Consider the following 14,163-nt stretch of genomic DNA (forward strand, 5'->3'; position numbering starts at 1 on the left):
GGGCACGCCCCTTGCTTTGCCTTGCATGCTTGCTTGTTCTCAAGAGCAGTCACTTAAGCGTTTTTTGGAGAATCCCATGACCGACGCTCTGCTCGACGTCCAGGACAAACCCGCTCTCCAGCAGCCCGATTGGGGCGACGCCCCCCAGGTGCGCCGGGTCCGCGAGGAGCTGGCGCGCCGCCCGTCCCTCGTCCGCGCCGACGACGTGGGGACCCTGCGCCACCACCTCGCCGAGGTCGCCCGCGGCGCCGCCCAGGTGATCCAGGCGGGCGACTGCGCGGAGGACCCCGCGGAGTGCACCTCGGGCTACGTCGCCCGCAAGGCCGGCCTCCTGGACGTCCTGGCCGGGGTCCTGAAGATGGTCGCCCACAAGCCGGTGGTCCGCGCGGGCCGCATGGCCGGGCAGTTCGCCAAGCCCCGCTCCAGCGCCACCGAGCGCGTCGCGGGGACGGAACTGCCCGTCTACCGGGGCCACATGGTCAACAACCCGGAGCCCCACCCGGAGCGCCGCCGCCCGGACCCGCAGCGCCTGCTCTCCGGCTACCTGGCGGCCGGCGAGGCCATGACGCACCTCGGCTGGCTGGACCCGTCCCGCCGCTCGGGCGTCTGCCCGCCGGTGTGGACGAGCCACGAGGCGCTCCTGCTCGACTACGAGCTGCCCATGGTCCGCGCGGGCGAGGACGGCCGCCCCCTGCTCACCTCCACGCACTGGCCATGGATCGGCGAGCGCACCCGCCGCACGGACGGCGCGCACGTCGCCCTGCTGGCAGCCGTCGCCAACCCCGTGGCCTGCAAGGTCGGGCCCACGACGACCACGGACGAGATCCTGGCCCTGTGCGAGCTCCTCGACCCGGGGCGGCAGCCCGGGCGGCTCACCCTCATCGCCCGTATGGGCGCCGACAAGGTCGGCGAGAAGCTGCCCCCGCTCGTGACGGCCGTCCGCGACGCCGGGCACCCCGTCATCTGGCTCACCGACCCGATGCACGGCAACACCCTCACCGCGCCCGACGGCCTCAAGACGCGCCTGCTGGACACGGTGATCCGCGAGGTCCGCAACTTCCAGTGCGCGGTGCGGACCTCCGGGGGGACCGCGGGCGGCCTGCACCTGGAGACCACGCCCGAGCACGTCACCGAGTGCGTCCGCAACGAGTCCGAGCTCGACCACGTGGGCGACAAGTACACGAGCTTCTGCGACCCCCGGCTCAATCCGCAGCAGGCCATCTCCGTCGTCTCGGCCTGGGAGGGCTGATCCACCATGGCAGGCATTCCCCCCATCGAGCCCTACCCGATGCCCACCCCGGGCGACCTGCCCGGGAACACCGCCGACTGGGGCGCCGACCCGGCCCGCGCCGTCCTGCTGATCCACGACATGCAGCGCTACTTCGTCGGACACCTGCCGGAGCACCCGCGCGAGGAACTGGTCGCCAACGCGGCCCTGCTGCGCGGGACCGCGGCCGCGCTCGGCATCCCCGTCGCGTACACGGCGCAGCCCGGCGGCATGAACGACGAACAGCGCGGCCTGCTCAAGGACTTCTGGGGCCCGGGGATGCGCGTCGACCCCGCCGACCGGCGCGTCGTCGAGCCGCTCGCCCCGGCCCCCGGGGACTGGGTCTTCACCAAGTGGCGCTACAGCGCCTTCTTCCGCTCCGACCTGCTCGGGCGGATGCGCGCCAACGGCCGCGACCAGCTGATCGTCTGCGGGGTGTACGCCCACGTCGGCGTTCTGATGAGCGCCGTCGACGCGTTCACCAACGACATCCGCCCGTTCCTGGTCGCGGACGCCGTGGCCGACTTCTCCGCCGCGTACCACCGCCTCGCCCTGGAGTACGCGGCGGCGCGCTGCGCCGTGGTCACCACCACCGAGGACATGCTGGGCCGGCTGCAGGGCGCGGGGGGTCCTGCGGACACGCTCGCGGTACGGGGAGCGGCGGTATGAGCGCCGACCGTACGAGCGCTGCGCGCAAGAGCGCTGTCCGTACGAGCCCTGTCCGTACGAGCCCTGCGCGTACGGGGACAAGGGCGTACGAGGGCAGGGCGGCCCGTACCGGCCCCGCCCGTACCGGCCCCGCCCGTACCGGCGCCGACCGGAAAGGATCGGACCCGACCGTGAACACGACCGTGAACACGACCGAGGACATGACCGAGGACAAGACCGAGGACACGACCGAGGACATGACCGAGGACATGACCGCGAGCGCCGCCGGCGACCTGCTCGCCCGGGTGCTGGGCCCCCGGCCGCCCGCCTTCGCCCTCCTCCACCGCCCCGAGTCCACCGGACCGGGCGCCGTCGAACTCCTCCTGGGCGAGATCTCCCGGCCGGAGACCCTGGCGTCCATCCCCCTGGAGGACGCGCCCACCGGGGCGGCACCCCGCGGCGCCTCGCACGACGTCCTGGCGATCGTCCCGTACCGCCAGATCGCCGAACGGGGCTTCCGCGGCGCGGACGACGGCGCGCCGCTGCTCGCCATGACCGTCACCCAGCAGGCCGTCCTGCCCCTCGCCGAGGTCCTCGCCCGGATCCCCGAGACGCCGATCACCCTGTCCGGCGGGCACTTCGACATGGACGACGAGACGTACGCGGACACCGTCCGCCGGGTCGTCGCCGACGAGATCGGCGAGGGCGAGGGCGCGAACTTCGTCATCAAGCGCTCCTTCCTCGCCGGCATCGACGGCTACACCCCCGCCCACGCCCTGACGTTCTTCCGCCGCCTCCTGGAGCGCGAGTCCGGTGCCTACTGGACCTTCGTCGTGCACACGGGCGAGCGGACGTTCGTGGGAGCCACGCCCGAGCGGCACATCAGCGTCCGCGGCGGCACCGCCGTGATGAACCCCATCAGCGGCACCTACCGCTATCCCGCCGCCGGGCCCAGCCTGCCCGAGGTCATGGACTTCCTCGCCGACCGCAAGGAGGCCGACGAGCTGTACATGGTCGTCGACGAGGAACTGAAGATGATGGCCCGCATCTGCGCGGGCGGCGGCCGCGTCGTGGGCCCCTACCTCAAGGAGATGGCGCGCCTCGCCCACACCGAGTACTTCATCGAGGGCACCACCGACCGCGACCCGCGCGAGATCCTGCGCGAGACGATGTTCGCGCCCACCGTCACCGGCAGCCCGCTGGAGAGCGCCTGCCGGGTCATCGACCGCTACGAGCCGCAGGGCCGCGGCTACTACAGCGGCATCCTCGCCCTCGTCGGGCGCGACGCGGACGGCGAGCGCACCCTGGACTCGTCGATCCTCATTCGCACCGCGGACATCGACCGCACCGGGAGCGTGCGGATCGGGGTGGGCGCGACCCTCGTGCGCCACTCCGACCCCGTCTCCGAGGTCGCCGAGACCCGCGCCAAGGCCGCCGGGCTGATCTCCGCCCTGGAGTCCGGCGGCGCCGCCCGGTTCGGCGGTCACCCGAGCGTCCGCGCCGCCCTGGAACAGCGCAACGACAGCATCGCCGGCTTCTGGCTCGCCCAGGAGGCCGACCGGGCGCTCACCGCACCCGGCCTGGCCGGGCGGCGCGTCCTGGTCGTCGACGCGGAGGACACCTTCACCTCCATGATCGGCCATCAGCTGCGCGCCATGGGGCTGACGGTGACGGTCAGGCGCTTCGACGAGCCGTACGTCTTCGGCGGGCACGACCTCGTCGTGATGGGGCCCGGCCCCGGCGACCCGCGCGACGGCCGCCACCCCAAGATCGCCCACCTGCGGGGCGCCGTCCGCGCTCTCCTGGACGAGCGGCGACCCTTCCTCGCCGTCTGCCTCAGCCACCAGGTGCTCTCCCTCGCCCTCGGCTTCGAACTCGTCCGCCGGGACGTCCCCAACCAGGGCGTCCAGCGCGAGATCGACCTCTTCGGCAGCCGCGAGCGCGTCGGCTTCTACAACACCTTCGCCGCCCGCAGCGACCGCGACAGCGTGGACGTGGAGGGCATCGGCACGATCGGCGTCAGCCGCGATCCGCTCACCGGCGAGGTGCACGCGCTGCGCGGGCCCCACTTCGCCTCCATGCAGTTCCACGCGGAATCGGTCCTCACTCAAGGAGGACCCCGCATCGTGGGCGGCCTGCTCGCCGCTCTCGCTCCGGAGGTGCCCGTCGCATGAACCCCGCCCAGATCACCGAAATCCCCGTCGCCGCCGGTGACGGTGCCGACCGCGGCGGCTACGTCCTCGCCGAGGCCCACGACGCCGACCGGGCCGCCGCGGCCCCCGACGTCGTCCTCGTCGCCGCGGGCGGCGAGGTGCCGACCGCCCTGGACGCCCGCCGCATCCTGCAGCGCGAGGGCATCGCCACGCGCGTGGTGTCGATGCCCTGCGCCGCGTGGTTCCACCGGCAGAGCAGCGCCTACCGCGACGCCGTCCTGCCGCCCGGCGCGCCCGCCACCGTCTCGGTGGGGGCGGCCGCGGAAGTGGGCCGGTACCAGCTCCTCGGCGGAACCGGCGAGCACGTGTGCCTGGACCACTTCGACACCGGCACGCCCGGCCGGGGCCCGTACGGCCAAGGTCTGTACGGCCAGGTTCTGTACGGCCACCACGGCCTCACCCCGGAACGGGTGGCGGCCGCGGCCCGGGCGGCCCTGTCCCGCACCACGGGAAGGGGCAGGCGGTGACGCCCGCCGACGGCCGCGGGCGCGGCCACGAGGGGGTGGGGGCGGCCCCGGCGAGCCCGGCCGGCGGGCCGGGGCCTGCCGGGGGCCCCGTGGTCGGCCCGGGCCCGGCCGGGGCCGACAGGGGTCCGAACGCGCGGGGCCCGGCCCGGCCTTCGAACGGAACCGACGACGCAGTCGCCGCGGGCCCGGACAGGTCCCGCGGCGCCGACGGCGCCCGGGGAGGCCCCGACCGGTCTTCGGAGGGAGCGGACGGTGGCAGGGTTGCGCACGGGTGGTGCCCGACCGCGGCCCCGGGCAGGCCGGGCGCAGCCGACGGCGGTCCCGGCGGCGGTTCCGGTGGCGGCGGCTATGGCGTTTCCGGTGGGACGGCACGTCCTTCGGGTGGGTCCTGTGGTGGCGGTGGTGTTTCGGGCAGGCCTTGCGTGGCCGGTGGTGTTTGGGGTGGGTCCGGCGCTGCCGGTGCGGCCTCGGGTGAGCGCTGTGCTGGCGGCGGTGCTTCGGGCGGGTCTCGGGCGGCCGGTGGCGTTTCGGGTGGGTCCCGTGCTGCCGTTGCCGCCTCGGGCGAGCCCCGCGCTGGCGGCTCCGCGTTCGGCGGGCCCGGGGCTACCGGGGTTTCCGTGTGGCTCGACGGGCTCGCCCGGCAGCGGCTCGCGAGCGGCCGGCTGGCCGCACTGGCCCGGCAGGGGCGCATCGCCGGTGTCGTCTCCGACCCGGCCTTCCTCGCCCGGTCCCTGACCCGCGGCCCGTACTACACGGGCCAGCTCGGCGACCTCGCCGAGCGCGGCATCCCCGCCGAGCGGGCCCTGAAGGCCCTGGCCGTCCACGACATCCGGTGGGCCTGCGACATCCTGCGGCCCGTCCACGAGGCGACCGCGGGCGTCGACGGGCTCGTCTCCGTGAGCCTCGACCCCCGCCTCGCCCACGACAGCGAGGCCACCCTCGCCGAGGCCCGCGCACTGTGGCGGGCCGTCGACCGCCGCAACGCCATGCTCGGCATCCCCGCCACCCCCGCCGGCCTCACGGCTCTCAGCGCCTGTCTCGCCGAGGGCATCAACGTCAACGCGACCCTCGTCCTGTCCGTCGCGCGCCACGGGCAGGTCGGCGAGGCCTACCTGGAGGGGCTGGAACGGGCGCGCGCCGCAGGGCGTCATCTCCCCGCGCTCGCGTCGGTCGCCTCCTTCCCCGTCAGCCGCGTCGACGCCGCCGTCGACGCCCTGCTCGACCGCGAAGGCACCCTGGAGGCCAGGGCCATGCGCGGCGCCACCGCCGTCGCGGCCGCCCGGCAGCTCCACGAACAGTACGAGCGCCTGTTGGACGAGCCCCGGTGGCACGCCCTGGCCGCGCACGGGGCCCGCCCCCAGCGGCTGCTGTGGACCGCGACGGCCGCCTCCGGCCCCGGGCTCCTGCCCACGCACTACGCCGCCCCGCTGCTGACGCGCGGCACGGTGACGGCCGTCCCGGAGGAGCTGCTGGAGGAACCGGACGTGGTGGGCGCCGTACCGGCCGGCACCGCGCCCGATGCCGCTGCGTACGCCGCCGCCGGGCGGCTGCTCGGACACCTGGAGTGGTTCGGCATCGACCAGGGCGAACTGGCCCTGCGCCTGGAGACCGAGGCGCTCAAGGAGCTCAACGACGCCTGGCATCAGCTCCTGGACGAGGTCACGCTGGCCCTCGACGGAGCGTCTGCGCGCCGCTGAGGCGCCGGCGGCGCGGCCCCGTGCGCAGCCCGCACGGGGCCGCGGGGCTCCCGCACGGGCATGGCCTCGTCCCGTACGGGCCCGCCCTCTACGTGTACGGGCCCGCCCTCTTCGTGTACGGGCCCGCCCCCTGCGTGTCCGGGGCCGCTCTCGTCGCGTACGCGCGCGTGCAGCTCCCGCACCGACCTGCGCTGCTCCTCCATGATGGCCACCGCCTCGAACGTGGCGTCGACCAGCTCGCGCAGCGCCCGTACCGCTTCCCCGTCGGTCATCTCGCCCGCGGCGTCGAGCCGCTGGTGCGCCCGGCGGATGGCCACGGGCGGGTGCTCGACCGTGATCGCCTCGCAGCTGTCCAGCAGGTCGAACAGCGCCGGCTGGGCGTCGATGCCTCCCCGTCCGCCTGGCGAGGCGCTCAGGACGGCGACCACCCTTCCGGTGAGCGGGCTCGCACCGTCCGGGCGGGAGAGCCAGTCGAGGGCGTTCTTCAGCACGCCGGGCACCGCGCCGTTGTAGCAGGGCGTGCTGATCATCAGGGCGTCGGCGCCGGCGACCAGCGCGCGGGCGGCGGCCACGGCCGGGGTCGTCCCGGTGCCCTCCATGTCCCCGTTGTAGAACGGCAGTCGGCCGATCGGCAGGGAAACCACCGAGGCGGCCGGACGGGTCCGTCCGATGATGCGGCGCACGGCCCTGAGCGCCGCCGAGTTCACCGACGCGGCGCGCAGACTGCCCGAGATCAGTACCACCTTGGTCATGTCGGTCCCCGCTTCTCCGTCGGAGGCCCCGGCGCGGCGCCGGCGCGGGCCGCGGCGAACGGCGGCCCTCCGGCCCTGCCGGACGGTCCTGAGGGTAGATCGGCTCGGGGCGGCGCGCCCCCGCCCCGGGGCCCGTCTGTCAGGTCACCCGGCCCCGTACGGGCCCGACTTGACGCACTGGCGGGCGGGCTGACGCACTCCGCCGCCGCGCGTTGGCACGGCCGCGCGGACGGCCCAGGATGGCAGGCACCCGGGCCGTGGGGAGACCCCCGGAACGGCCCCACGGCCCGAGGGTCAACGGTTCGAGTGCCAATGGTCCGCGTGCCAATAGGCCCCTGGGGCAAGGGCCCCTTGGGTCACGGGCCCTTGGGCCACGGGCCACGGGCCACGGGCCCCGGGCCACGGGCCCCGGGCCAACGCTCGCCGGGCCAACGCTCGCCGGGGCACCGTCCGCAGGACGACGGCTCGCGGTCCAAGGGCTCGCGGTCCAAGGGGCGCCGGGACAACGGCCCCCGGGGCAACGTCCGCAGGAAGACTGCCCATGGATCAGCGGCTCGCGGGCCAACGGCCCACGGGCAACGTCCGCAGAACGACAGCCCGCGGATCAACCGTCCGCGGTCCAACGGCTCGCGGATCAACGCCCGCGGTCCAACGGGCGCCGGGGCAATGGCCCCCGGGGCAACGTCCGCAGAACGACAGCCCGCAGATCAACCGTCCGCGGACCAACGGCTCACGGGTCAACAGCCCGAGGGCCAGCGGTCCGACGGTCAGCAGTCGGCGGGCCGGCGGGCCGGCGGGCCGGTAGGTCGGCGGGCTGGCGGAACCAGCGGACCTGAGGACCGGCGGACCTGAGGACCGGTGGGCCTGGGGCCTGCAGGTCCGCGGGCCAGCGAACCTGCAGGTCAGCGGTCCGCGGGGGCAGTGGCCCCCGGTACACCCGCCGGAACCGCACTGCACTGCACCGCACCGCACCACATCCCCCCCGCACGGGAGTAAGGAGCACGCGGCCCATGCCGAACACCGCCGTCATCCAGGGCCCCGCGGGGCCGGCCGGCCCCTCCGGCCGGTCGGGCCCCGAGGGCCCACCCGTCGGGCCACCCGTCTGCCCACCCCTCGGGCCACCCGCCGCAGCCGCGGCCGCATGGGACACCGCCGCCCTCGACCTGGACGCCTACCTCGCCAGGACCGGCCTGGCCGGGTCGACCAACCTGACCGGCCTCGCCGGGCCCGCCCGCCCCACCGGGCCTACCCGCCCCACCCCCGTCCACCCCCTCCCGCCGACCGCCGCGACGCTTCGCGCCCTCCAGCGCGCCCACACCGCCGCCGTCAGCTTCGAGAACGTCGACGTCCTCCTCGGCCGGGACATGCCGCTCGACACCGACGCGCTCCAGCGCAAGCTGGTCCGCGCGGGGCGCGGCGGCTACTGCTTCGAGCAGAACCTCCTCTTCGCCGCCGTCCTCGAACGCCTCGGGTTCCCCGTCGTCCGTCACCTGGCCCGCGTCCGCCGCGGCAGCACCCGCGTGCGCCGCCGCTCCCACGCGACCCTCGTCGTCGAGGCGGACGGCCGCCCCTGGCTCTGCGACGTCGGCTTCGGCGACGAAGGCCCCCTCGAACCCGTACCCCTCGCCCCCGGCGCCACGGTCACCACCGGCGACTGGACCTGGCGCCTGGACCTCGAACCGGCGGCGGAGGGCCGCGGCGCGGCCGCCGTCCCGGAGCAGTGGGTCCTGCGCTCCCTGCACCCCGACGGCTGGTTCGACGTCTACTCCCTGCGCCTGGAGCACCACGTCCCCGACGACTTCGAGGCCGCCCACTACTGGACGTCCCACCACCCCCGCTCGCCCTTCACCGGCCGCCTCGTCGCCCAGCGCGGCGACGACCACGTCCGCCACACGCTCACCGACCGCACCCTCGCCGCCCGCTACGCCGACGGCCGTCTCCTGCGCACCGAACTCGCCCCCGACGAGGTCGGCCCCGTCCTGCGCGGCACCTTCGGCATCGCCCTCACCGCCGAGGAGTCCGTCCTGCTGCAGCGGCACGCCGCATCGTGGACGGCCTCATGAAGGGCCTCCGCCTCGGGCTGATCCCGGAACGGGCGGCCGCCGCGCACGGCCCCGTGCCGGTCACGCTCGACCACGACCTGGACACGCTGCCCGGCACGGGCCGCCAACTCACCTACACCGGCCTCGCCGGGCACGTGGACGACCTGGCGGCCCGGCTGTGGGCGGCAGGCGTGCGCCCCACGGAGCACGTCGCCGTCCACAAGGCCGCGAACTTCGACATCTACCTGCTGGCCTGCGCCGCCGCCCGCATCGGAGCCGTCCCCGTCCTGCTCTCCCCGGAGCTCGACGGTGCCACGGCCGGGGCCTTGCTGCGCCGGTTGCGCCGCCCGTACCGCTCGCACCGCCCGCAGCGCCCGCACCTGATCACCGACGACGACAAGCTGCGCACCTGCCTGGCGCCGCTCGACCTCGCCGACGTCGCCGCCACGGTCCTCACCACCGGCCCCGCCCGCCCCGGCTGCACCGCCCTCGCGGCCCTGGCCGGTGCGCCGCGCCGCGCTCCCGTGCTCCTGCCCGCGGACCGCCCGGCACTGATGACCCACACCTCCGGCACCACCGGCCTGCCCAAGCTGGTGGTGCACACGGCGGCCAGTCTCCACGGCCGGTACGCACCGCAGCGCGGGCTCGCCGCCCTGATCCGTACGCCCGAGACCTACGCGGCGCACCTCAGCCCCGTCCACTCGCGGATGTACCTGGCGCTCGCCGTCGCCCTGCCCAAGGGCATGCCGCTCGTCATCGTGGGCGACTCCGGCCCGGCGCACGTCGCGGACCTCTTCGCCCGCACCCGCCCCGGCTTCGTCGAGACCCACCCCAACTCCTTCATGGCCTGGGAGGAACTGGCGGACGACCCGCGCGAACCCCTCGCCACGGTCCGGTACTTCAGCTCCACCTTCGACGCCCTCCACCCGCCCACCATGCGCAGGCTGCTGCTCGCCTCGCGCCGCGCCTCCCCGCGGTTCTTCCAGTTCTACGGGCAGAGCGAGTGCGGCCCGCTCTCCGGCCGCTGGTACACCCCGCGCACCGTCCACCGGGCCGACGGCCGCTGCCTGGGCCTGCCCCTGCCCGGCGTCCGCGTGCGTCTCGCCGCCCCCGGCGGGCACCGCCCCACGCGCGAACGCCCCGGCGCCATCGAGGTACGCGCCCCGGGCCGGGCCACCGGCTACTTCGCCGAACCCGAGCGCTTCGCACGTCAGCTGCGCGACGGTTGGTGGCGGACCGGCGATGTCGGCTACCGCACCCGGTTCGGCTGCCTGCACCTGCTCGACCGCGAGGTCGACGTCCTCCCCGCCGTCGGCTCCACCCTGGAGGTCGAGGACCGGCTGATGGACCGGCTGCCCGAACTCGCCGAGGTCGTCCTCGTGCCCGGGCCCCGCAAGGAGCCCGTCCCCGTGGTCTGCACCCGCGGCGACGCACCCCTCGACCCCGGCCGCTGGGCCTCCGCCGCCGCCGAGTGGCCGCAGCTCGCCGGGCCCGTACAGATGCCCCTGTCCGCGCTGCCCCGCACCGCCACCATGAAGGTGCGCCGCCTGGAACTCGCCCGCAGGCTGGATGGGAGCGCGGGCGGAAGCGAGGGCGAGGGCGCGGGCGAGGGCACGGCCGTGGGCGGGAGTGCGGGGCAGACGCCGTGACCCGTTCGGCACCCGGATCCGGGTCGGGGTCCGGGTCCGGATCTGGGTGGGGGTCCGGATCCGGGTCCGGCGCCGCCGTGCTCGTCACCGGCGCCGGCCCCACCGGGCTCCTCGCCGCCTGCGAACTCCTGCGCCGCGGCGTGCCCGTGCGCCTCGTCGACCGCGCGCCGCACCCCGCGCACACCCCCAGGGCGCTGTCCCTGTGGCCCCGCGCGCTCGGCATCCTCGACGACCTCGGCATCGGCGACGACGTGCGCACCGCGTCCGTACGCATCGACGCCTACCGCTACTTCACCGGCGGCCGCCCCCTCGCCGCCTTCGCCTTCCCCGCCGGCTGCGCGGCCCGCAACCTTCCGCAGTACGAGACGGAACGGCTGCTCACCCGGCGGCTGCACGAGCTCGGCGGCACCGTCGAACGGGGCGTGCGGCTGGCGGACTTCTCCCAGGACGACGACACGCTGCGGGTGCTCCTGCGCCACCCCGACGGGCGCGGCGAAACGTGGCGCACGCCGTACCTCCTGGGCGCCGACGGCGCGAGCAGCACCGTCCGCGGGCGGCTCGGGACGCCCTTCGAAGGCACCACCTACCCGATGACCTTCGCCCTCCTCGACACCCGCGTCGAAGGACACCTCCCGCCCGGCGAGATCCACTACTACCAGGCGCCGTCCGGGACCCTCGTGGTAGTGCCCCTGCCCGGCGGCGTCTTCCGCATCCTGACCGCCCTGCCCGCCGGAGCGCCCGCCCCCGGCGTCCCCGCCGTCCAAGCCCTGCTCGACGCGCGCGGGCCGGGCGGCGTACGCATCACCGAGCCCGTCCATCAGGCCGTCTTCCACGTCCACGCCCGCCGGGCCCGCAGCCTGCGGCACGGCCGCGTCCACCTCCTCGGCGACGCCGCGCACGTCCACAGCCCCGCGGGCGGCCAGGGCATGAACAACGGCCTCCAGGACGCGCACAACCTCGCCTGGAAACTGGCTGCCGTCCTCCACGGCGACTCCCCGGCCTCCCTCCTCGCCGACTACGGCCCCGAGCGCGCCGAAGCGACCCGGCGCATCTTGCGCGACACGGACCTGCAGACGCGGGCGTGGATGGCGGGCGGCCGGGTGCGCATCGCGGCCCGCGACGCCGCGTTCCGGCTCCTGGAGCGGACGGGGGCGGTCACGCGCTTCTACGCGCCGGTCATGGCGGGGCACCGCCTCGCGTACCGGCCGCGGCGCGCCACGCAGGAGCCTGCCCGCCCGGCGGCGTGCCGCCTGACGGGCGGCGTACGGGCGGGAGCCCTGTTCCCCCGCGGGCTCGCCCTCGCTTACGGCATCAGCGGCCCGGAAGCGGACCCGTCGGAGTGGGCCCTGGCCCTGGTCCTCCGCCCGGGAACGCCCCCGGCGTGGTCGGTGAAGGCCGCCCAACTGGCTGCCACCCACCGCTGCATACGCCCGTACCGCCTCCCCCTGAACACCACAGCCCCCACAACCCACTGCCACCGCCCCGGCTACTACCTGATCCGCCCGGACGGCCACATAGCAGCCCACGGCCACGCCCAAGACACCCCCCACCTACAGACGGAACTGACCCACGCCACGAGGCCCTTCTCCTGATGAGGAGTGTGCGGGCCCCTTGGCGGTCTGCCGGTGGCCCGGCTGAAAGGTGCTGTTCGCGCCCTTCTTTCCGCCGCGGCGGTGATTGGCTGCGATGGTGGTGTTCGGCGGTGCCGAGCTCACCTGTGCGGGCTTGTTCGGCACCGCCGTTCCGCGCCGTGGTGGTTGATCGCCGCGGCGGCGATTTCAGAGGTGCGGCCCCCTTGGCGGTCCGCCAATGGCCCGGGTGAAGGGTGCTGTTCGCGCCCTTCTTTCCGCCGCGGCGGTGATTGGCTGCGATGGTGGTGTTCGGCGGTGCCGAGCTCACCCGTGACCCTGTTCGGCACCGCCGACCCGCACCGGGCGGCTGATCGGCGCCGCGGCGGTCAAGGGTGGACGGGCTCACCCGAGCCCGTCCGGTACCGCCGGGACGCCGGTACCGTCTCGCGGCGGGCGTACACCGTCCACGTGACCGCCGCGCACAGTGCGTAGAGGCCGAGGAGGCCCCAGAGGGCGGGGGCCGGGGAGCCGGTGTCGTAGGCGGCGCCCAGGGACAGGCCGATCGCGGCGGCCCCGAGCGCACCGGCCGGGCCGGTGAGGGCGGCGGCGCCGGTGGTGCGCCGGCGGGCGGCTGCGAAGGCGGTCCTCGCGTCCTGGCCGGAGAGGATGGCCTCTCCGGCCCGCGCGGCGAACACCGCGGGGGCGACCGTCACGACGGCACCGGCACCCACGCCCCCGAGAACGACGAGCACCGTGAACGCCGCGCCGAACACCCCCACGGAGCCCCGCGACGACGCCGCGGCGAGCACGGCCGTACCCACCGCCATCCCCGACAGGCTCCCCAGCGTGACCCGTGCCCCTCCCCACCGCCCGGCCAGCCACGCGCCGCAGGGCCGGGCGGCCGCCCCGAGCAGCGTGGCCGGCAGCGCGCAGACGAGGGCCACGAGGGCGGAGGCGCCGAACTCGTGCCGTAGCACCAGCCCGAAGGCGAGCCCGTAGCCGGTGAACGAGCCGGCGGTGGCGAGGGACAGCAGCGACAGCCACACCAGGTGCGGATCCGCGCCCGCCCCGCGCCGCACACCCGCCCCGCGCCGCACACCCGCCCCGGCGGCCGTATCCGCGTCGCCGACCGGCCCCGGCAGGTTGTCCATCCGCAGCGCGGCCACCAGCGCCGCCAGCACGGTCAGCGGTATGTGGACGGCGGCGATCCGCGCGGGGGAGGAGCCGCCCGCGGTCACGGCGGCGAGTACCCCGGCGAGTTGGGCGGAGGCGAGCCCGAGGTCGCCCCCGGCGGTCGCGAGGGCGAGGGCCCGCACCCGGGCGCGCCGCGGGTAGGACGCGGCGGCGCCGACCGGGGAGGCCGCGGCGGCGTCACCGGCGCCGGCGGTCGCGGCGGCGGCCAGGAGGAGCCACAGCGGTGCGCCGGGCCGCTGCAGGACGTACACGGCGGCGAGCCCGGGCAGGGCCAGGGCGGCCGTGGTGACGGCGGTGCGGTCCCGGCCGCCCAGCCGGGCGAGGGCGCGCCCGGCGGCCGGGCGCAGCGCCGCCCCGGCGACCACGGGCGTGACGAGCAGCAAGAACTTCTCACCGGGCCCGGGCCCGGGCGCCGCCCCGCCGCCCGCCGGCAGGAACAGCACGATCACCGGCCACATGCCGCGGACGGACAGCCCCAGGTGCCCGCAGACCGCCGCCAGCAGCAGGTTGCGCCGGGCCACGTGCCGCCCGCCCCGGGCCCAGAATCCCGGGTCGTCGGCGTCCCACGGTTCGGCCCAAGGGCGGGACGGCGCCGCTCGGTTCGACATCTCTCCTCATCCCTCATCCATCGGCCCTCATCCTTCGGCCCTCATCCTTCGGCCC

10 protein-coding genes are annotated in these 14,163 nt (G+C 75.9%); 8 read left to right on the forward strand and 2 right to left on the reverse strand.

Annotated elements, in window-relative coordinates; genetic code table 11:
* Positions 1–76 precede the first annotated feature (76 nt).
* The 5 genes from AS857_RS06320 (at position 77) to tal (ending at position 6,292) form a co-directional block, all read left to right on the forward strand.
* On the forward strand, positions 77–1,249 hold the full coding sequence (locus AS857_RS06320) for a 3-deoxy-7-phosphoheptulonate synthase (RefSeq protein ID WP_058042167.1): 1,173 nt from the start codon (positions 77–79) through the stop codon (positions 1,247–1,249).
* 6 nt (positions 1,250–1,255) lie between these two features.
* On the forward strand, positions 1,256–1,936 hold the full coding sequence (locus AS857_RS06325) for an isochorismatase family protein (RefSeq protein WP_058042168.1): 681 nt from the start codon (positions 1,256–1,258) through the stop codon (positions 1,934–1,936).
* A gap of 236 nt (positions 1,937–2,172) precedes the next feature.
* Positions 2,173–4,089, forward strand: coding sequence for an anthranilate synthase family protein (locus AS857_RS06330; RefSeq protein WP_058043945.1), 1,917 nt, complete (start codon positions 2,173–2,175; stop codon positions 4,087–4,089).
* The gene (locus AS857_RS06335) at positions 4,086–4,595 is read left to right on the forward strand and encodes a transketolase-like TK C-terminal-containing protein (RefSeq protein ID WP_058042169.1); all 510 of its coding nucleotides are present in this window, start codon (positions 4,086–4,088) and stop codon (positions 4,593–4,595) included. The genes AS857_RS06330 and AS857_RS06335 overlap by 4 nt, the downstream gene beginning before the upstream one ends.
* 617 nt (positions 4,596–5,212) lie before the next feature.
* On the forward strand, positions 5,213–6,292 hold the full coding sequence (tal, locus tag AS857_RS37300) for a transaldolase (protein ID WP_058042170.1): 1,080 nt from the start codon (positions 5,213–5,215) through the stop codon (positions 6,290–6,292).
* Here tal and AS857_RS06345 read toward each other — a convergent pair.
* Positions 6,238–7,044: an NADPH-dependent FMN reductase gene (locus tag AS857_RS06345; protein ID WP_058042171.1), complete on the reverse strand. Its 807-nt coding sequence runs from the start codon at positions 7,042–7,044 to the stop codon at positions 6,238–6,240. The two genes, tal and AS857_RS06345, sit on opposite strands and share 55 nt — an antisense overlap.
* A 1,010-nt stretch (positions 7,045–8,054) precedes the next feature.
* Between AS857_RS06345 and AS857_RS06350 the strand changes: the two genes are divergently transcribed.
* The 3 genes from AS857_RS06350 to AS857_RS06360 all read left to right on the forward strand — a co-directional run bounded on the left by AS857_RS06350 (position 8,055) and on the right by AS857_RS06360 (position 12,327).
* Positions 8,055–9,107, forward strand: coding sequence for an arylamine N-acetyltransferase family protein (locus AS857_RS06350; protein ID WP_058042172.1), 1,053 nt, complete (start codon positions 8,055–8,057; stop codon positions 9,105–9,107).
* Positions 9,104–10,735 carry a class I adenylate-forming enzyme family protein gene (locus tag AS857_RS06355; protein WP_079110399.1) on the forward strand — a complete coding sequence of 544 codons (1,632 nt, stop codon included), beginning with the start codon at positions 9,104–9,106 and terminating at the stop codon, positions 10,733–10,735. The genes AS857_RS06350 and AS857_RS06355 overlap by 4 nt, the downstream gene beginning before the upstream one ends.
* A gap of 77 nt (positions 10,736–10,812) precedes the next feature.
* Positions 10,813–12,327: an FAD-dependent monooxygenase gene (locus AS857_RS06360; RefSeq protein ID WP_058042173.1), complete on the forward strand. Its 1,515-nt coding sequence runs from the start codon at positions 10,813–10,815 to the stop codon at positions 12,325–12,327.
* Between the two features lie 365 nt (positions 12,328–12,692).
* Here AS857_RS06360 and AS857_RS06365 read toward each other — a convergent pair whose 3' ends face one another.
* Positions 12,693–14,108, reverse strand: coding sequence for an MFS transporter (locus AS857_RS06365; RefSeq protein ID WP_058042174.1), 1,416 nt, complete (start codon positions 14,106–14,108; stop codon positions 12,693–12,695).
* Between the last annotated feature and the right edge of the window lie 55 nt (positions 14,109–14,163).

It is taken from the genome of Streptomyces roseifaciens (genome assembly GCF_001445655.1).
In the GTDB taxonomy this organism is placed as follows: domain Bacteria; phylum Actinomycetota; class Actinomycetes; order Streptomycetales; family Streptomycetaceae; genus Streptomyces; species Streptomyces aureoversilis.